Origin of the sequence: Thermohalobacter berrensis (assembly GCF_003609645.1) — a bacterium.
Classification (GTDB): domain Bacteria; phylum Bacillota; class Clostridia; order Tissierellales; family Thermohalobacteraceae; genus Thermohalobacter; species Thermohalobacter berrensis.
In genome coordinates, this window is the sequence record NZ_MCIB01000036.1 from 23,873 (window position 1) to 43,995 (window position 20,123).

The 20,123-nt window shown below is 29.7% G+C and carries 19 protein-coding genes; 13 read left to right on the top strand and 6 right to left on the bottom strand.

Going from position 1 to position 20,123, the window contains the following annotated elements:
- Window positions 1-224: 224 nt before the first annotated feature.
- From glmS to BET03_RS10920, 8 genes are all read left to right on the top strand, one after another.
- Complete coding sequence (gene glmS, locus BET03_RS10885; RefSeq protein WP_120170244.1) at window positions 225-2,051, top strand: glutamine--fructose-6-phosphate transaminase (isomerizing); 1,827 nt, start codon at window positions 225-227, stop codon at window positions 2,049-2,051.
- A 213-nt stretch (window positions 2,052-2,264) separates the two neighbouring features.
- Complete coding sequence (locus tag BET03_RS10890) at window positions 2,265-3,677, top strand: PTS mannitol transporter subunit IIBC (RefSeq protein WP_120170246.1); 1,413 nt, start codon at window positions 2,265-2,267, stop codon at window positions 3,675-3,677.
- 242 nt (window positions 3,678-3,919) lie between these two features.
- Window positions 3,920-6,007: a BglG family transcription antiterminator gene (locus BET03_RS10895; RefSeq protein WP_279230392.1), complete on the top strand. Its 2,088-nt coding sequence runs from the start codon at window positions 3,920-3,922 to the stop codon at window positions 6,005-6,007.
- A gap of 43 nt (window positions 6,008-6,050) precedes the next feature.
- Window positions 6,051-7,928 (top strand): PTS mannitol transporter subunit IICBA, encoded by a 1,878-nt coding sequence (locus BET03_RS10900; RefSeq protein ID WP_243096925.1) that lies wholly within the window; start codon window positions 6,051-6,053, stop codon window positions 7,926-7,928.
- Window positions 7,929-7,954: 26 nt separating this feature from the next.
- Window positions 7,955-8,884 (top strand): 1-phosphofructokinase, encoded by a 930-nt coding sequence (pfkB, locus tag BET03_RS10905; protein ID WP_120170252.1) that lies wholly within the window; start codon window positions 7,955-7,957, stop codon window positions 8,882-8,884.
- A 31-nt stretch (window positions 8,885-8,915) separates the two neighbouring features.
- The gene (locus BET03_RS10910; protein ID WP_120170254.1) at window positions 8,916-10,178 is read left to right on the top strand and encodes a zinc-binding dehydrogenase; all 1,263 of its coding nucleotides are present in this window, start codon (window positions 8,916-8,918) and stop codon (window positions 10,176-10,178) included.
- Between the two features lie 184 nt (window positions 10,179-10,362).
- Window positions 10,363-11,019, top strand: coding sequence for a DUF421 domain-containing protein (locus BET03_RS10915; protein WP_243096926.1), 657 nt, complete (start codon window positions 10,363-10,365; stop codon window positions 11,017-11,019).
- A 212-nt stretch (window positions 11,020-11,231) separates the two neighbouring features.
- Window positions 11,232-12,173, top strand: coding sequence for an aminoglycoside phosphotransferase family protein (locus BET03_RS10920; protein WP_120170258.1), 942 nt, complete (start codon window positions 11,232-11,234; stop codon window positions 12,171-12,173).
- Window positions 12,174-12,299: 126 nt separating this feature from the next.
- On the opposite strand, the gene BET03_RS10925 is transcribed toward BET03_RS10920, so the two are convergent.
- The 4 genes from BET03_RS10925 to BET03_RS10940 form a co-directional block, all read right to left on the bottom strand.
- Complete coding sequence (locus tag BET03_RS10925; protein ID WP_120170260.1) at window positions 12,300-13,085, bottom strand: ABC transporter permease; 786 nt, start codon at window positions 13,083-13,085, stop codon at window positions 12,300-12,302.
- 13 nt (window positions 13,086-13,098) lie between these two features.
- Entirely contained in the window at window positions 13,099-13,725 is a 627-nt protein-coding gene (locus BET03_RS10930) for an ABC transporter ATP-binding protein (RefSeq protein ID WP_120170262.1), read from the bottom strand.
- 17 nt (window positions 13,726-13,742) lie between these two features.
- The gene (locus BET03_RS10935) at window positions 13,743-14,051 is read right to left on the bottom strand and encodes a PadR family transcriptional regulator (RefSeq protein WP_120170264.1); all 309 of its coding nucleotides are present in this window, start codon (window positions 14,049-14,051) and stop codon (window positions 13,743-13,745) included.
- A 141-nt stretch (window positions 14,052-14,192) separates the two neighbouring features.
- Window positions 14,193-14,372: a helix-turn-helix domain-containing protein gene (locus BET03_RS10940; RefSeq protein WP_120170266.1), complete on the bottom strand. Its 180-nt coding sequence runs from the start codon at window positions 14,370-14,372 to the stop codon at window positions 14,193-14,195.
- A 278-nt stretch (window positions 14,373-14,650) separates the two neighbouring features.
- Between BET03_RS10940 and BET03_RS10945 the strand changes: the two genes are divergently transcribed.
- On the top strand, window positions 14,651-15,661 hold the full coding sequence (locus BET03_RS10945) for a ThiF family adenylyltransferase (protein ID WP_183108837.1): 1,011 nt from the start codon (window positions 14,651-14,653) through the stop codon (window positions 15,659-15,661).
- Window positions 15,662-15,795: 134 nt separating this feature from the next.
- On the opposite strand, the gene BET03_RS13705 is transcribed toward BET03_RS10945, so the two are convergent.
- Entirely contained in the window at window positions 15,796-15,972 is a 177-nt protein-coding gene (locus tag BET03_RS13705; RefSeq protein ID WP_183108838.1) for a hypothetical protein, read from the bottom strand.
- Window positions 15,973-16,132: 160 nt separating this feature from the next.
- Between BET03_RS13705 and BET03_RS10950 the strand changes: the two genes are divergently transcribed.
- Together BET03_RS10950 and BET03_RS10955 are read left to right on the top strand one after the other, a co-directional pair.
- Window positions 16,133-16,663 carry a ferredoxin domain-containing protein gene (locus BET03_RS10950; RefSeq protein ID WP_120170270.1) on the top strand — a complete coding sequence of 177 codons (531 nt, stop codon included), beginning with the start codon at window positions 16,133-16,135 and terminating at the stop codon, window positions 16,661-16,663.
- A gap of 125 nt (window positions 16,664-16,788) precedes the next feature.
- A complete protein-coding gene (locus BET03_RS10955) occupies window positions 16,789-17,565 on the top strand; it encodes a tetratricopeptide repeat protein (protein ID WP_120170272.1) in 777 nt (258 codons plus the stop codon).
- A 40-nt stretch (window positions 17,566-17,605) separates the two neighbouring features.
- Here the strand turns inward: BET03_RS10955 and BET03_RS10960 are convergent, their stop codons facing one another.
- Window positions 17,606-18,109 carry a hypothetical protein gene (locus BET03_RS10960; protein WP_120170274.1) on the bottom strand — a complete coding sequence of 168 codons (504 nt, stop codon included), beginning with the start codon at window positions 18,107-18,109 and terminating at the stop codon, window positions 17,606-17,608.
- 136 nt (window positions 18,110-18,245) lie between these two features.
- Between BET03_RS10960 and BET03_RS10965 the strand changes: the two genes are divergently transcribed.
- Both BET03_RS10965 and BET03_RS10970 read left to right on the top strand, forming a co-directional pair.
- Window positions 18,246-19,589 (top strand): PQQ-dependent sugar dehydrogenase, encoded by a 1,344-nt coding sequence (locus tag BET03_RS10965; protein WP_120170276.1) that lies wholly within the window; start codon window positions 18,246-18,248, stop codon window positions 19,587-19,589.
- Window positions 19,590-19,892: 303 nt separating this feature from the next.
- Window positions 19,893-20,114: a FeoA family protein gene (locus BET03_RS10970; protein WP_120170278.1), complete on the top strand. Its 222-nt coding sequence runs from the start codon at window positions 19,893-19,895 to the stop codon at window positions 20,112-20,114.
- Window positions 20,115-20,123: the final 9 nt, after the last annotated feature.

A 20,123-nucleotide genomic window follows, 5' to 3' on the forward strand; every position in this document is an offset into this window, starting at 1 on the left:
AGGACTTAAAGGTATTAAGCCTTTAAGTTGACGAGGGACGGGGCTTATCGAGTATTCGGCGGATGGCCCTGGGGTATTGCCACTACCCTTAAAGATTCCACAAAACCCGTAAGCGATTACGGGGACAAAGGGAGTCGGGTGGTATTAAATTTTCCATTTTTTGAATTAGAAAATAATCGTAATGTAATATAAATATATAAATTTGACTGGAAGGAGTAAGGAAAATGTGCGGAATAGTTGGTTATATAGGAGATAGAATAGCTACTGATATATTATTAGAAGGATTAGAAAAACTTGAGTATAGAGGATATGATTCTGCTGGAGTAGCAGTTTTAAACAATGGACAACTTAATGTAAAGAAATGCAAAGGAAGACTTTCAGTATTAAAAGAAAAACTTAATGGTAATAAAATAGATGGAACAATAGGTATAGGTCATACTAGATGGGCAACTCACGGGGAACCATCAGATGTAAACTCACACCCTCATACTGATACTACAGGAAATATAGCTGTAGTTCATAATGGAATTATTGAAAATTATCTAGAAATTAAAGAAGAATTACAGGAAAAGGGATATAACTTTGTTTCAGATACAGATACTGAGGTTATTTCACATTTAGTTCATTCTTACTATGAAGGAGATTTAATTGATGCAGTAAGAAAAGCAGTTTCAAGATTAGAGGGAGCCTATGCATTAGGCGTTATAAGTAAAGAAAATCCAGACAAATTAGTTGCTGTAAGAAAAGATAGTCCACTAATAGTTGGTTTAGGTGAAAAGGAAAACTTTATAGCATCAGATATACCAGCAATATTAAAGCATACTAGAAAAGTATATATCCTAGAAGACGGAGAAATGGCAATAGTAGAAAAAGATAAGGTATCAATCATGAAAACTGACGGAACACCAGTTGAAAAGGAAGTATATGTGGTAAACTGGGACGTTGAAGCTGCAGAAAAAGGCGGATACGACCATTTTATGCTTAAGGAAATATATGAACAGCCAAAGGCAATTAAAGATACTATATCTCCTAGAGTAACAAAAGATGGGAAAATTAAACTTGATGATGTTAGCTTAACTAAGGAAGATATAGATAAATTTAATAAAGTATATGTAGTGGCTTGTGGAACTGCATATCATGCAGGTTTAATAAGCAAAACATTGATAGAAAGATATTTAAATATACCAGTGGTTGTTGATATTGCATCTGAATTTAGATATGGTGAACCATTAATTGATGAAAATACTCTTATGATAGTTGTTAGTCAGTCAGGAGAAACTGCAGATACACTTGCAGCTTTAAAACTAGCTAAAGAAAAAGGAGCAAGGGTTTTAGCAGTAACAAATGTAGTAGGAAGCTCAATATCAAGAGAAGCAGATGATGTATTATATACGTGGGCAGGGCCTGAAATTGCTGTTGCATCAACAAAAGCACATACTACTCAACTTGTTTTATTAGCTTTAGTTTCACTTTATATGGCTGAGAAGAAAGGAACAATATCAAAGGAAAAATATGATGAAATAATTAAAGAAATAGTAGAGCTTCCTAGAAAAGCTCAATCAATATTAGATAATACAGATTTAATTGAAGAAATTACAGAAAAGATATATAAAAATGAACATGTATTCTACATTGGTAGAGGAATGGATTATGATGTATCAAGGGAAGCTTCGTTAAAATTAAAAGAAATATCCTATGCTCACTCAGAAGCACTTCCAGCAGGTGAGTTAAAACATGGAACACTTGCTTTAATAGAAGATGGTACTCCAGTTATAGCAACTATTACTCAAAGTAAAACATATGAAAAGGCACTTAGCAATATAAAAGAAGTAAAAGCAAGAGGAGCTTACGTTATAGCAGTTACACAAGAGGAACACAAAGAAATAGAAAAATATGTTGATAGTGTTCTATATATTCCAGATGTAATAGATGAATTAACTTCTGTATTAGCAGTTATACCTCTTCAATTATTAGCTTACTATGTAGCTGTTAATAGAGGTTGTAGTATTGATAAGCCAAGGAACTTGGCTAAATCAGTTACAGTTGAATAAAAGGAAAGCACCTAGATTTATTCTAGGTGCTTTTATTTTTTTGTAGTTTTTTATTTTAATTTAAAAATGTCACCATTTAATCGTGACATTTGCAGTTTATCTATTCCTTGAAAACGTTGAAATTTCAACATATAATTTAATTATCAGAAAATAAAAAATATTAACAAAAATGTCACTAACTAATTAGTGACAAAATAAAAAAGGAGGGACAATATGAGTACAAATCTAAGAGCAGAAAAAACGGTTTCTCAAGAAGGAGTAAGGGTAAAGATACAGAGATTTGGAAGATTCTTAAGTGGAATGGTTATGCCAAATATAGGAGCATTCATTGCTTGGGGATTGATTACAGCTTTATTTATACCAACAGGTTGGGTACCAAATGAAAAACTTTCCAGTCTAGTAGGACCAATGATATTATACCTATTACCACTACTTATAGGATATACAGGAGGAAAGCTTGTATCAGGAATAAGAGGAGGAGTAATAGGAGCAGTAGCAACAATGGGAGTAGTAGTTGGAGTAGATATCCCAATGTTTATTGGAGCAATGATAATGGGACCATTGGGAGGATATGTAATAAAGAAATTTGATAAAGCAATAGAAGGAAAAATACCCGAAGGGTTTGAGATGTTAATAAATAATTTTTCAGCAGGAATTATGGGTATGGTATTAGCAATATTAGCATACTTAGGAATAGGACCATTAGTATTAGGATTAAATAATGCCTTAAAGGCAGGGGTAGAGGTAATAGTAAATGCAGGATTATTACCACTAGCATCATTATTTATTGAACCAGGAAAGATATTATTTCTAAACAATGCAATAAACCATGGAGTATTAAGTCCATTAGGATTACAGGAAGCAAAGGAGATAGGAAAATCAATCTTCTTCTTATTAGAGACAAATCCAGGACCAGGACTAGGAATATTATTAGCATACTGGGTATTTAGTAAGGGTATGTCAAAACAGTCAGCACCGGGAGCAATAATAATTCACTTTTTAGGAGGAATTCATGAAATATATTTCCCATATGTGTTAATGAAGCCAATATTAGTACTAGCAGTAATAGCAGGAGGAGCAAGTGGAGTATTTACATTTAGCATATTAGGAGCAGGGTTAGTGGCAACACCATCACCAGGAAGTATATTTGCATTACTAGCAATGACACCAAAGGGAGGATTTATACCAGTAATATTAGGTGTAATAGTATCAGCAACAGTATCATTCTTAGTAGCATCCTTCTTCATTAAGAGATCAGGAACAGAAGAAGACCTAGATAAGGCAAAGGAAAGGGTAAAAGAATTAAAAAATAAAAAGGAAGATAAGAAAATAGAGATAAAGAAAGCAGATAATGTAAATAAAATAGTATTTGCATGTGATGCAGGAATGGGTTCAAGTGCAATGGGAGCATCAAGATTAAGAAATAGGATAAATAAAAATGGATTAGATATAGAGGTAGTAAATAGTTCAATAGAAGAAATACCAAGTGATGCAGATATAGTAATAAGTCATAAGAGTTTAACAGAGAGGGCAAAAGTGGTAGCCCCTAACGCTGAACATATTTCAATAGATGACTTTATAAATAGTCCGGTATATGATGAATTGATTGATAGATTAAAAAAATAAACATAAAGGAAAACAGCAAGAAAAGGTTCTTGCTGTTTTCCTTTTTAAAATTTAATAATGTCACTATTTATAACAGACAAATAGAATTATCTTTTCATTGAATTACTGAAAAGAACGGTGTTACAATAAAAGTAACAAAGATATATTATTTAAAAATGTCGTTAATCTTTATAGAGAGCTGCTTTTAATTAAGTAGGAGGTGTATTCAAATTAACCTTAAGTTAAGCTCTAGGGCAAAATCTATTCTTTTAATGTTGGCTGATGCATCAGATACTTTGACAATTAAGGAAATAGCAAAAAAAATTGGAGTAAGTTCTAGAACTATATTAAGGGAAATGCCTAAAATAGAGAAATGGATTAAGGAAAATGGATTTAAGCTTATAAAAAAACCAGGAGTAGGATTGCAATTAGATGAAACTTTAGAGAATAGAGCTCGAATGAAGGAATTATTAAAGCAAGAAAATATAGAGAAAAGTTATACTCCTCAAGAAAGACAATTCATATTAATTAATGAATTATTAAAGATGAAAGAACCAGTTAAATTATATTACTTTAAATCTATGTTTAATGTTACTAGTGGTACCATAACTAAAGATTTGGATAAAATTGAAGGCTGGTTTGAAAAACATAACTTAAAATTAATTCGAAAACCTGGATTTGGGGTTTATGTAGAAGGAAAGGAAGAAGACTTTAGACAAGCTTTAATTGACTTATTATATGAAAATTTAGATATAGACCAATTAATTCATATTTTAAATAAAAAAGTAGAGGGTTCAATAGATACTCAAAACAAAATAGAAGTAAATGTCCGTAATAGACTATTTAACTTAATAGATAAACAGACAACTATGAAGATTGAAGATATAGTACAAAGTATAGAAAATAAAATGGGACGAAAATTAACAGATAGTGCATTTGTGGGTTTAGTAGTTCATCTTGCTTTAGCAGTACAGAGGATAAAAAATAACGAAAAAATTATAATAAATAAAGAAATTTTAGAGGAATTAAAATCAACAAGTGAATTTAACTTTGCAAAACTATTAGCTGAAAAAATTACAGAAACTTTTAAAGTTAATATACCAGAAGATGAAATAGGATATATTACAATGCATTTAAGGGGAGCTAAAATATATAATTCGGACAAGATTGAAGAAGAAGTTATTCAAAAATTTGAATTAATTAAAATTGCTAAAGAAATGTTAAAAGTTGTAGAGAATGAAACAGGATATATTTTAAGATACAATGATAGGCTTTTATTAGATTTAGTAACTCATCTTATACCAGCAATAAATCGTCTAAAATTAAATCTAAGTATAAGAAATCCTTTACTTGAAGAAATAAAGGAAAACTATCCAGAAATATTTGAGATTAGTACTAAAAGTGCCAAAGTTTTAGAAGAAAAATATAATGTAAAAATACCTGAATCAGAAATAGGATATATAGCTATGCATTTAGGTGCAGTAATTGAAGGGAATGTTTCTCAGAAAGAAGCACTATATAATGTAGTAGTTGTCTGTGCAAGTGGTATAGGAACCTCAAAAATGTTAGCTGCTAGATTAGAAAGAGAATTTAAAAGTATAAAAATTATAGATGTTGTATCAAATATTGAATTAGACAATAATTGGCTAAGTGATAATAATATCGAATTAATAATATCGACAACTAACATAGAAAATGAACAAGTTGATACAGTGGTAGTAACTCCCTTTCTTACTGATGAAGATAAACTCAAAATAGAAGGAAAATTAAGAAAAGTTGACAAGATCAGAAAAATGCGAAAAAAACCTCGTAAATCTAAACCTAAGTCAACTTCTAGTTTTAAAAACAACATGAAATTAATAAGGGAATATAGTGATTCAATATTACAACTTTTAAATAACTTTTATTTCAAGGATAATGTTTGTGTTAATAGCATAGAAGAACTGATTGAATTTGTTAGCCAACTTATGATTGAAGAAGACCATAAAAAGGTATTAGCTGATAAACTAAAGGCGAGAGAAAAACAAGGACACACTATTCTAAAAGATAAAAAAATAATATTATTACACTGCCGTTCAAAAGTAGTAAAAGAAATAAGTTGTGGGGTTGTAAAGCTAAAAAATAAAATTAATAATAATTTAACTAATCAAGAAATCAGTACAGCTTTAATACTAATTGCACCAAAGGAAAGTAGTAAAGCAAGTTTAGAAGTAATAAGTGAAATTAGTAGAGCTTTAGTTGAAAATGAGTATCTAACTGAAATATTAATATCTAAGGGTAAAGATGAAATTTACGAAGAATTTAGTAAATTATTAAATAATTTTTATTCAGCTAAAGCTAGAAACATCTAAATATTGCAAGTATTCAGAAACATATTAAATGGGAGGAATAACAATGAAGACAGATGTTGTTAACCAAACTTCTCAAGAAGGAGTAAGGGTAAAGATACAGAGATTTGGAAGATTCTTAAGTGGAATGGTTATGCCAAATATAGGAGCATTCATTGCTTGGGGATTGATTACAGCTTTATTTATACCAACAGGTTGGGTACCAAATGAAAAACTTTCCAGTCTAGTAGGACCAATGATATTATACCTATTACCACTACTTATAGGATATACAGGAGGAAAGCTTGTATCAGGAATAAGAGGAGGAGTAATAGGAGCAGTAGCAACAATGGGAGTAGTAGTTGGAGTAGATATCCCAATGTTTATTGGAGCAATGATAATGGGACCATTAGGAGGATATGTAATAAAGAAATTTGATAAAGCAATAGAAGGAAAAATACCCGAAGGGTTTGAGATGTTAATAAATAATTTTTCAGCAGGAATTATGGGTATGGTATTAGCAATATTAGCATACTTAGGAATAGGACCATTAGTATTAGGATTAAATAATGCCTTAAAGGCAGGGGTAGAGGTAATAGTAAATGCAGGATTATTACCACTAGCATCATTATTTATTGAACCAGGAAAGATATTATTTCTAAACAATGCAATAAACCATGGAGTATTAAGTCCATTAGGATTACAGGAAGCAAAGGAGATAGGAAAATCAATCTTCTTCTTATTAGAGACAAATCCAGGACCAGGACTAGGAATATTATTAGCATATTGGGTATTTAGTAAGGGTATGTCAAAACAATCAGCACCAGGAGCAATAATAATCCACTTTTTAGGAGGAATTCACGAAATATATTTCCCATATGTGTTAATGAAGCCAATATTAGTACTAGCAGTAATAGCAGGAGGAGCAAGTGGAGTATTTACATTTAGCATATTAGGAGCAGGATTAGTGGCAACACCATCACCAGGAAGTATATTTGCATTACTAGCAATGACACCAAAGGGAGGATTTATACCAGTAATATTAGGTGTAATAGTATCAGCAACAGTATCATTCTTAGTAGCATCCTTCTTCATTAAGAGATCAGGAACAGAAGAAGACCTAGATAAGGCAAAGGAAAGGGTAAAAGAATTAAAAAATAAAAAGGAAGATAAAAAAGTAGAGATAAAGAAAGCAGATAATGTAAATAAAATAGTATTTGCATGTGATGCAGGAATGGGTTCAAGTGCAATGGGAGCATCAAGATTAAGAAATAGGATAAATAAAAATGGATTAGATATAGAAGTTGTAAATAGTTCCATAGAAGAAATACCAAGTGATGCAGATATAGTAATAAGTCATAAGAGTTTAACAGAGAGGGCAAAAGTAGTAGCCCCTAATGCTGAACATATTTCAATAGATGACTTTATAAATAGTCCGGTATATGATGAATTGATTAGTAAATTGAAAAGAAATAAGGGGGGAGAAACTGATAATACAGATAAAAAAGAAAGTGATAACAATGTATTAAAGAAAGAAAATATAAAATTACAACTTGAGAGTGTAGATAAGTATGAAGCAATTAAAATAGCTGGTCAGTTACTTGTAGATGGTGGATATGTAAGTTCAGATTATATAGATGATATGAAAGAAAGGGAAGAGAAACTAACAACATATATAGGAAAGGGAATTGCAATTCCACATGGTACGGAATCTTCAAAAGAAAATGTAAATAAATCTGGAATTGTAGTATTACAGTTTCCTAATGGAGTTGATTTTGGTGATGGAAATACTGCTTACTTAGTAATAGGGATAGCTGGTAAAGGAAAAGAGCATTTACAAATACTGTCAAATCTGGCGACTGTGTTAGATGATAATGATATCGTACAAAAGCTTGTAAAGACAAATAATGTAGATACAGTATATGAAGTATTTACATCTAACTAGAAATAAAAAGGTTTGGAGGAATGAATATGATTACTACAATTACATTAAATCCAGCTATAGATAAAACTATTACAACAAATGAATTTAATATTGGCTCTGTAAACAGGGTTACATCTACTAGGGTAGATGCTGCAGGAAAAGGAATAAATGTTTCAAAGGTAATAAAGGCATTAGGTGGAGAAAGTAAGGCAATAGGCATTTTTGCTGGTAATTCAGGTGAGTTTATAAAACAAGAATTAGATAAATTAGGTATTCAAAACGACTTTATAATGGTTAATGGAGAAACAAGAACAAATATAAAAGTTGTAGATATTAAAAATCAAGTTACAACTGAAATAAATGAAAAGGGGCCATTTATTGAAGATAAAGACCTAAGAAGGATAAAGGAAAAAATAGTTGATATTATACCTGAAGATTCAGTAGCAGTTTTTTCGGGAAGTGTTCCTCAAAATGTTGATATAGATATATATAAATTTTTAATAGAAAAAGCAAAGGAAAAGGGAGTAAAGTGCATATTAGATACTTCTAAAAAATTATTAAGTGAGGGTATAAAAGCAGGACCATATTTAGTAAAACCAAATATTCATGAGTTAGAAGAATTATTTGGTAAGAGACTAGATAGTTACAAGAAAGTTGTAGATGTAACAAAAGATATTTTCAAATATGGAATAGAATATATTGTTGTTTCACTTGGTAAAGATGGTTCCTTGTTTATAACTAAAGATAAGGCCGCATTAGTAGAAGGAATGAAGGTTGATGTTAAGAGTACAGTAGGGGCAGGAGATTCAATGGTTGCTGCATTAGCTTTAGCTATAGATAAAAATTATCCATTTGAAGGGATTATAAAACTAGCGTCAGCAACTAGTACTGCTAGTGTAATGACTGAGGGAACACAACCGGGAAGTATTGAAACTATAAGAAGCTTAGAAAACAAAGTAAAATTTAAATACATTTAATAGAAAAATAATAAAAAGGGGAGAGGTAAATATGAAAACAAGGGCAGTAAGATTATATGCCAAAAATGATTTAAGACTAGAAGAATTTGAGTTACCAGAAATAAAAGAAGATGAAATATTAGCAAAAGTAGTATCAAATAGTATATGTATGTCAACATATAAGGCTGTTATACAAGGTACAAAACATAAGAGGGTACCTGAAGATATTGCAGAAAATCCAATTATTACTGGCCATGAATTTGCAGGTGAAATAGTAAAGGTAGGAGCTAAATGGAAAGATCAATTTAAAGAAGGTAGTAAATTTGCATTACAGCCGGCTTTAAACTATAAAGGAAAACCATATTCTCCAGGGTATTCATATAAATATTTTGGAGGAAATGCAACATATATTATAATTCCTAATGAAGTAATGGAACTTGGATGCTTATTAAATTATGATGGAGATGCTTTTTATGAAGCATCATTAGCAGAACCTATGTCCTGTATAATAGGAGCTTTCCATGCAAACTACCACACTAAGGCTGGAGTGTATGAACATTTTATGGATGTAAAAGAAGGAGGAAACATGGCATTACTTGGAGCTGCAGGACCAATGGGGCTAGGAGCTATTGACTATGCAATTCACCGTGATAGGAAACCAAAAATGCTAGTTGTAACAGATATTGACGAAGAAAGATTAGAAAGGGCACGCTCAATTTTAACTGAAGAAGATGCTAGAAAAAATGGAGTAGAACTAAAGTATGTAAATACTAAAGATATAGATAATGTAAGTGAATATTTACGCTCACTTACAGGTGGAGAAGGATATGATGATGTATTTGTCTATGCTCCAGTGGAACCACTTATAGAAGATGCAGATAAAATATTAGCCAAAGATGGATGTCTAAACTTTTTTGCAGGGCCAACTGATAAAAACTTTTCTGCAGAACTAAACTTCTATAATGTACACTATGCTTCAACACATATAGTAGGAACAAGTGGAGGAAACACAGATGATTTAAAGGAATCTTTGGAAATGACAAGTAAAGGATTAATTAATCCAGCCGTTATGATTACACATGTTGGAGGCTTAAACAGTGTTAAAGATACAACACTTAATTTGCCTAATATCCCTGGGGGTAAAAAATTAATATATACACATGTTGATATGGAATTAACTGCTATAGAGGATTTTGAAGAAAAGGGAAAAACTGATGACTTCTTTGCAGAACTTGCACAAATTGTTAAGAAAAATAATGGACTATGGTCGTTAGAAGCAGAAAGATTCTTATTAGAAAATAAAAGTATAAAGTAGAATAACAATAAAGTATTATAAGTCAGGGGACTGGTTAGATCCGGTCCCCTGACTTGTTTTTTATCAAACTTAATCATTTGAATAATTATATTTTAAATAGAAAAAATATTAAAGATATTAGAAATATAGAAAGGTGATTTCATTGGAAGAATATCTTATCATATTATTTAGAATAATTACTATTATGCTTCTTTTATTATTTGTAACTTTATTTATAATGGGAAAAAGACCAATTGGTGAGTTGCCAGTATTTGATTTTTTATCAATTGTTGTCATGGGATCAGTTGTTGGTGCTGATATTGCAGATCCTAGAATCAAACATCTTCCTACTGCTTTTGCAGTAGTTGTTTTGGCATTTTTTCAAAGAATTATTAGCATACTTATTCTTAAAAATAAAAAAGCAAAGAAGTTACTAACATTTGAACCTACAATAATTATAAAGGATGGAAAACTTATTTATAAAAATATTAAAAAAATAAATTATGCAATAGATGATATTCTAATGATGTTAAGGGAAAATGGAATTTTTGATATTAGTAAAGTTCAATACGGTATTATTGAGCCTAGTGGTAATTTGTCTATTCTAAAAAAAGTTCAAAATGAGACTGTTACTATTAATGACATGAACATACAACCAAAATCCGGTAACTTGGCGTTAACTGTTATTTTAGATGGAGAATTGCAAGAAAAGAATATTAACTTGCTAAACACAACAAAACAGGACATATTAGAGAAAATGAAAACCAAAGGTTTTAATAGTTATAAAGAAATTTTTTATGCATCTATGGATTTTCAAGGGAATTTAAATATTTCAACTTATAAAGAAGGAGTAGATATATAGCAATTTAATATATTGTATTTAAAGAAATAACTGAGTTAGGATAAAATTCCCTGACTTAGTTATTTTTTTATTTCAATAGTATATAAATTTAACCATAAAGGGATTTATAAATAATTGTAGAATTATTAAATTAAAATGGTAAATTACCTAATAAAGAAGGTTTGAAAAGTTAATAACTAAGCTTAATTAAATAATTGAAGGGAATTTTTAGTATGTTTAAGTATGATGAAAGTCAAATAAAAGAGATTATTAAAGGAATAACTAAAAAAGATATAAATATAAAACCTATAGGTAATCATCATCTTAAAAGGCATTTAGTCTACTATGTAGAAGATACAAATGGTAATAATTGTGTTTTTAAATTGTACTGTAAAAAGAATAGATGTAATAGGGAAATTGCTTGCTTGAAGCTACTTGCTAATTACGATGTTGCCTGTCCAAAATTAATTGATTATGGAGTTTTAGAGGATGGAACTGAATGGGTATTACTAGAACATATAAAAGGTGAAGTATTAGAAAAGGTATTAAATACAATATCTGAAAAGGATTTATGTTATATATATGAACAAATGGGAGAAGAATTAGGGAAAATTCATAGTATAGGTACTTTTAAGTATTTTGGTAATTGGGATGAAAATTGCAATAGTATTGATAAGTATACAGATTACTATTCCTTTTTTAAAAAGAGATTAGCAAGTGTATTAAAGGAATTACTTACACAGGATTTACCTAACAAGGAATTGCATAGAAAAGGAGCAGACCTATTAATAAGTAGATTAAGCATATTAAAAGATAATATAGAGCCGAGGCTTTGTCATAATGATTTTGATGAAAGAAATGTTATGGTTTATAAAAATCAAAATAAATGGAGGTTAGAAGCAATAATTGATTTTGAACAAGGCTTACCTTGTGACAAAGATAAAGAATTAATTAATTTATATTTTAGCTTACTTGATAGAAACATAAGATATGCTAAAGCTTTTAGAAAAGGATACCAAAAGTATCTGAAGATTGATGATGAAAGAATAATTAAAAAAAGAGATTTTTATAGATTATATACTGGTTTAAATATATGTAGTTGGGCAAATAAACGAGCACCAGATTATTATAAAGTAGGATTAAAATTAATCAAGGAATATATTGAAAATAGTTAGGAATTTAGGTTTAAAATTTGTATGGATTATTTTGACAGTTGTAGCTGTTTTAATGGCTGTTACAATTTTTATGAGTTTAAAAGATACAAAAGGTCAGGTTTAAAATTTTGAACCTGACCTTTTCATTTATTCATCAAGTATTAATTGACTTTGGTCATTAAAAAAGGTTCTATATCCTAATTGAACAAATAATATTACTGTTAAAGAAACACTGCCAAGGATTCCAAGCATAATAGCTATTTGATATTCAATTGCAGTAACAGGTGATATTCCAGATAGTATTTGACCTGTCATCATTCCTGGCAAAAACACTATTCCCATTCCAATCATTGAGTTAATAGTTGGAAGTATGGCAGAATCAAATGCATTATTAACGATTTTCTTTGAGGCCATTTTAGGTGTTGCACCAAGCATTAAAGCTGACTCAATAAGATGTTTTTGTGAATTCATTCCATCTACTAGCCTACTTACACCAAGGGATATACCAGTCATTGAATTACCAATTAACATTCCTGCAATAGGAATAAAGTATCTAGGATCATACCAAGGGTTAATATTAATAACTACTAGTAAGAAATACAGGATACTTGATAAAGTGCCTAATATCATTGATATAGCAATAATTTTTTTAATTCTATTAGAGAGTTTAACCTTAACTCTTTTAAAAATATTATGTATAGCGAAAATTTCCATAATTATTATAATAAGTATCGTATATAATGGATTTTTATTATTAAGTACATAAACAAGAATATAACCTGTCAAAATTAATTGAAGTGTCATTCGTAAAGTAGAAATTAAAATCTCTTTTTCTCTAGCAATTCCCCTAAATTTTACTATAAATAATAAAATTACTATAAAGACATAGGCTAAAGCCATTTGATATATTTGTAGATTAATTATTGAATTCATGCTTACACCTCCTTTAATTGATTATTTTTCCCTTTTTAACTTCAATAATATTATCTCCAAAATCTTTAGCAACCTTTTTTGAATGGGTTACCATTATAAGTGTTTTGTTATTAGATTTTGTATATTCAACTAGCTTTTTAATAATTATTTCCTCGGTTTCATCATCTAATGCAGAAGAGGGTTCATCCAACAAAAACACCTCTGGATTTAAAAGTAAAATTCGCCCTAGGGCTAGCCTCTGCTTTTCACCACCGGATAGCTTCTGGGCATTTTCATTTAACTTCTTATTTAAGTTTATAAACTCCAATATTTCAGTTAGCTTGTTATCAGATACTATTGGTTTTTCAGCAAATTTTAAACCTATAAGTAAATTATCTTTTATACTACCATTAAAAATAGCAGGTGATTGTGGTAACATAACAACATTTCGTCTGTGTGCAATAGAATCTATTTGACTTAATGGTTTATTTTTATAATATATTTCTCCACTATCATAACTTATTATCTTATTTAATAACTTTAAAAGTGTAGTTTTCCCACTGCCACTTTCACCTACAATGCAAGTAACTTTATATTCTGGTATAATCAGATTTTCAATATTGAGAATATCTTTATATTTTACTTCTTTTAAATGGAACACAAAAAAACCCCCTTTAACTAATCCTTGATTTCATTAAAAAGTTCTAACGCCTTTACTTTTGCTTCTTCTAAAACTTTTAGACCATTATCAGTAATTTTATAATACTTTCTAACTTTACCATCAACTATTCTTTTTTCTTTTTCTAATAGACCATTTGATTCAAGCCTATGTAGTAGAGGATAAAGGGTACCTGGACTAATATCATAACCATGCTCTTGAAGTTCTTCTATCATCCAAGAACCATAAAAAGGTTCTTCTTTTGCATGATGTAATATATGAATCTGAATAAATCCTAAAAATAATTTCCTGAGAATTTTGTTTTTCATTACAAACACCCCTAATGAAAACTAAATACGATATCGAATTTCGATATAATTCTATCAATATTTATCATATTCTGCAAGAAGTTTTATTAAAAAATAAAAGGTATCTACAAAGTTGGTAGATACCTTTTATGTAAGTAAGTTTTATTCATTAATAGCATAATAACATCTTTTAGGAGATATTACCTTTTCTTCTTTCTTTAAGGCTTTTATAGCTTTACTTACTTCCTTTTTATCTATTCCTGTAGCTTCAGCTATTTCAGCTGTTTTTAATGGCTTGTCTGAATTTTTTAATGCATCTAAAACTGCTTCATTAGTGTTCATCATAATCCCTCCTATATTATTTATTTTCCATTTTAATTTATACCAATTTTTTTTGAAATCTAACATTATTTTGCAAAAAATTGATAAAATGTTTAAGGATTTAAAAAAGTTAATAAATTGTGAGATATAATAGAATAAAACTTTTATTTTGAAATAAAAAATAAATCAACTTTTATTAATAAAGAGTAACTTTAAATTATAAGATTTTATAACAACTGTTTGACTAATAATTTAATTAAAATCCAAAATTAAAAAATAAAATGCAGGGGGAGATTATTTTGAATGAAAGATATGTAAAACAAATATTGTTTGACAAAATAGGTAAAAAAGGACAAGAAACTCTTAAAACCTCAAAAGTGGTTATTGTGGGAGCTGGAGCATTGGGATCGGTTATAGCTAATAATTTAGTAAGGGCTGGAGTTGGACATATAACAATAGTCGATAGAGACTATTTAGAATTAAGTAATCTCCAAAGACAGGTTTTATACAGGGAAGAAGATGTTAGAAAAAAACTTCCCAAAGCTGAAGCAGCTATAAAACATTTAAAAGATATTAATTCGGAAGTTACATTAAAGGCGGTTATTGAAGATTTTAATCCAAGGACTTACAAAGATATAATTAAGGGAGCTGATATCATATTAGATGGTACTGATAATTTTACAACTAGATTTTTAATAAATGATATAGCTATTAAAAACAATATACCATGGATATATGGTGGAGCTGTAGCGGATACGGGAATGACTATGAATATAATTCCAGGTAAAACACCATGCTTAAGGTGTTTAATGAATGATGCTCCTTTCGCAGGTCATACACAAACATGTGATACTTTAGGAATTTTAAATTCTACCACAGGTATTATAGGGAATATTCAGTCTTTAGAAGCTATAAAAATTTTATTAAAGGATGACAATTTTTTTAAAGGGCTTTTAACAATAAGTTTATGGCCGTTAGAATGGGATGTAATAAGGGTGGAATTTAAAGAAAATTGCCCTTCTTGCCATCAAAGAAGGTTTAAATTTTTAAACAATAAATTACCCACTACAAGTTTTCTTTGTGGAAAAAATGCTATACAAATAATTCCACATAAGAAAAAGAATTTAGATATAAAAGAAATGGCGGAAGTTTTAGAAAGGGTCGGAAAAGTAGAGTACAATAAGTTTTTGTTACGTTTAAAAATAAAAAACTTTATCTTAACTATTTTTCCTGACGGCAGAGTTATAGTAAAAGGAACAGAAAATCCAATAGAGGCTAAAAGTCTATATGCTAAGTATATTGGAGAATAGATATTTGAGAAATATTGGTTCAAATCTTATAAGTTAATATACAAAAAGTGTTATACCTTATCCATAATAAATATATATAGTTAAAAGAATATAAAGCAGCCCAAAGGCTGCTTTGTATAAATGTGTTTATTTTTTTATTTATCTAAGTTAAGTTCTTCACTAACTTCCATGTTAACATTAACTAGAGGTTCATTATTAGGACCATAGATTATTTTTCTAGGAATATCGAATTTTTCTTCTTTTGCTTCCCTTCTTATTCTATTAGCAAAAGTATCTTTTGTGTTAGGAAGAACATGCTTATCTTTGTTCATTGAACCACCTCTACTAATAGTATATGAATAGATAATATTAATTAGTCTTCTATTTTTTATGTAAATTACCAAAGTTATTTTTTGTAAAAAATTTATAGTTTTAAAATTAAAATATAATATTGTAAAATATATATGAAAACTTAAAAAGGGGGACTTCAATATGATATATAGAAGTGATGAAGCAGAGAAAAAAGCACTTATAAGCACTGCTGAAAAAATGTGTGTTGCTGCACGTACTGCTCCAAAGGGCAAAGGAATTGATAATATTGTTACTGCAATATTGACAGATAATGATAAAGAAAAATTGGCTGAAAAAATGGAGGAAATAGCTGAAAGGGAAAATGTGGGCTTTTTTGCCAGAGATGCAGAAAATGTAAGACAGGCCTCTGTAATTGTATTAATAGGAACTAAGTTAAAATCAAGAGGTGTTCCATACTGCGGATTTTGTGGATTTGAAAATTGTGAGGGTAAGAACCAAAATGGAGGAATTTGCGCATTTGATGTAGGTGACTTAGGGATAGCTATAGGTTCTGCTGTAAGTATATCAGCTAATGATAGAGCAGATAATCGAATAATGTTTAGCGCAGGAAAGGCTGCTATAGAATTAAATTTATTAGGAGAAGATGTAGAAATAGTCTATGGAATTCCTTTATCTGCTAAAGGTAAAAATATCTTTTTCGATAGGAAGTAATTATAATAACTTTGTTAAAACATGCACTTTTTTTAAAATAGTAGAATAAATTAGCTGTATACAGTTAATTTATTCTGCTATTTTTTATTATAAAGTAATTATTAATCTTTAAAAGGGGAGCTAAAATGCTTTTTGGGATATTACTCATTATTACTAGTATAGTTGTAACCTTTTTGACTATTGGTAAAACACCAGTACTGTGGGAAGGTTATGTGTTAATAACTTTAAGAAATAACGTGGGTGAGGTATCTGCTACTATAATTATGATAGTTTTGTCTTTCGTAGTATTTATGATAGGATTCTATAAAGTTTCTTCATTTTATATATCAAATAATAAAAAGAGTAAGAAACAGTTATTAAGGGAGATTAAATTAGATTATGAAAAGGGAAATTTAGAAGAATGTGAAGAAAAGGTTTTAGCTTTTTTAAAAAGTGAGCCAAGTAATGAGCATGTTTGGATATTTCTAGGTAATATATATTTTTTAATGGATAGAGATGAAGATTCAGAAAAGGCCTTTTTAAAAGTCATTTCTATAAATCCCTATTCAAGTAAGGCTTATAATGGACTTGGTGTATTATACAGAAAACTTGAAGAATATGATAAAGCAATAGAGTATTGTAATAAAGCTTTAAATATAAATCCTAGGGATGTTTTGGCATATTGTAATATGGCTTTAACTGAATTACAAAGATATAAAGATGACAAGGCTTTAGAATATATAAAAATAGCACATAAAATTGCCCCCGATAATTTAGATGTACTTTCAACCCTTGCAATTGTTTACCATTATAATAATATGATTGAAAGAAGAGATAGAATAATGAAAATATTAAAGGAAAAATCATATCCTGAGATGGAGTATTTGTATCAAATATTTAAGGACAAGATGTCTTGGAGATAACAAATATAAGCTGATGGCATATGACATCAGCTTATATTTGTTATGTGGCATTAACAACTTTTATAATTAAATCAAAAATAACATCTGATACTTTTAAATATAAAGAACAATAAACTAATGAGAAAGAATATATAAGGCATACTTGGACTAGCAGTATTCCAGGTATAGAGAATCCAAATACTTGAATGCCTATTATGAAGTTTAATATAGATAAAGATAGGGTTAAAGTTAATGCTGATAAAATAGATACAATAACTTTATTACTAGTATGACACCTAAATATTCCTAGGGAAATCCCTAAAGCCCCATTGGTAAAAAGGAAAAAAATAGCTTCGTGAAAACTTACCAAAAGAACAAGAAAAAAAGTCGTTATATAGGCAATTAAACCGAGTTTTGGACTTAATCGACTTATAAAATATATAGGGAATGCACTAAATATTGTCATAAAAATAAATATTTCTCCTAATATAGCTGGAATTATCTGAAATACTGCAGCTAGACAAGTAAGAATACCTCCATATGTTAAAAACTTTGTTCTTACCATATGTTCACCCCTTAACTTCTTTTTATATAGTTATGTTACATATATTCTAAATGGGAATTTATAAAGACTTATGAGATACACGAATTATAATGATTTTGAATATATTAATATAAAAAATTAATTGAAGGTGAATAATGTGGAAAAGGAAAAAAAAGATCTATTAGAGGTTAAAAGAAAGTTAGACCCTGAAGACATTAATTTACCAGAAGGATATGAAATTGAAGTCTTTAAAGAAGGCCTAACAACACCAATTAACATAATATTTACAGATGAAGACGAAATGCTTGTTGCAGATGCTGGAGTTACTTCAGGAAATGGAAAAGTTTTAAAATTAACCTCCCATGGTTTTGAGGTAATAGCTGAAGGATTTAATCCTCCACTTACTGGAATAACCTATCATGAAGGGAATATTTATGTTTCTCATAGGGGTTACATTACTATAATTAAGCCAGATGGTACTAAAGAAAACATTATAGAAGGACTTCCAAGTTGGGGAGATCATCATAACAATAGAGTAGTTTTTGGACATGATGGAAAAATGTATTTTGGTCAAGGTACAGCTACAAATTCGGGAGTAGTGGGAATGGATAATTCATCATGGGTAAAAAGGCATCCTTTTTTTCATGATTATCCTGGCTCTACAGTTATGCTTCTAGGAAAAAATTATAAAACAGAAAATTTCCTTACAAAGGCACAAAGGGATTCAGCATGCACTGGTAGTTATTCGCCTTTTGGAGTACCATCATATAGTGGAGAAATAGTAAAGGGTGTTGTAAAAGCAAGTGGAAGTGTATTAAGGGCAAATCCAGATGGTTCAGATTTAGAATTAGTAGCATGGGGGTTAAGAAACCCCTTTAGAATGAAATTTGATAGAAATGGTTGTTTATTTTCAACTGACCATGGAATGGATGTTAGGGGTAGTAGGCCAGTTGCTAACTCACCTGATTCCTTTTATGTTATAAAGTATGGAGCATGGTATGGTTGGCCAGATTACACAGGGGGATTACCAGTAACTTTACCGATATTTAAGCCAGAGAATGAGCCACAACCTTCATTCCTATTAGCTCAACATCCAATGGAGCCACCAAAACCTTTAGCAATTTTTGAACCTCATTCTGCTATTATGGGATTTGATTTTAATTATAATCCTCTATTTGGAGAGGTTGGTGATGTTTATATAGCGGAATTTGGAAGTGAAGCCCCTAGAACTACAGGTGGTAAACCAATGCCTTATGTTGGACATAGGATTTCTAAGATAGATATGGAAACTGGAAAAGTAAGTACATTTGCAATAAATAAGTCATTTGGAGCAGCTTCATATACAGATGGAGGAGGATTAGAAAGACCTATTGATGTGGTCTTTGGTCCAGATGATTGTATGTATGTAGCGGATTTTGGTATGATGGATCACGACCATGCAAATGGCTATCATGGATTTATACCAAATACAGGAGTAATATGGAGAATAACTAAAAAGTAATTATTTTTTGGTTACAAAATATGCATTCGCTAAAAATAGCGAATGTTTTTTTGTAAAAAAAGATGATTTATAGAATATAATTAATAGTAAAAATATGTTAATAAATGTGTATAAACTGTTAATCTCAGACCCTTTTTTAAAAAACTTATTGACAAATAAAAAACGATTATATATAATAAGGATAGAGAAAATGATAATTGTTTTCAATAGACGGATGAAATTTAAATCAGCATACATAAAAGTAATTTTTTTAGCTGATGTTGATAATGATTCTCATTACTAAAATATTTGGGAGGTAATAGTATGACATTAGCAGATGTTAAAAGAGGAGATAAATTCCAAATAACTTATATACCAGATGAAAAAACAAGAGCATTTGCCTTAAGATTTGGGATATCTGAGGGTGCTACTGTGTCTTGTGCTGAAAAGGTACCAGGAGGACCTGTAATTGTAAAGAGAAATCTTCAAGAAATTGCTGTTGGTAGAAACTTAGCAAATAAAATAAAAATAAAAAACATTGGATAAAAACTAGAT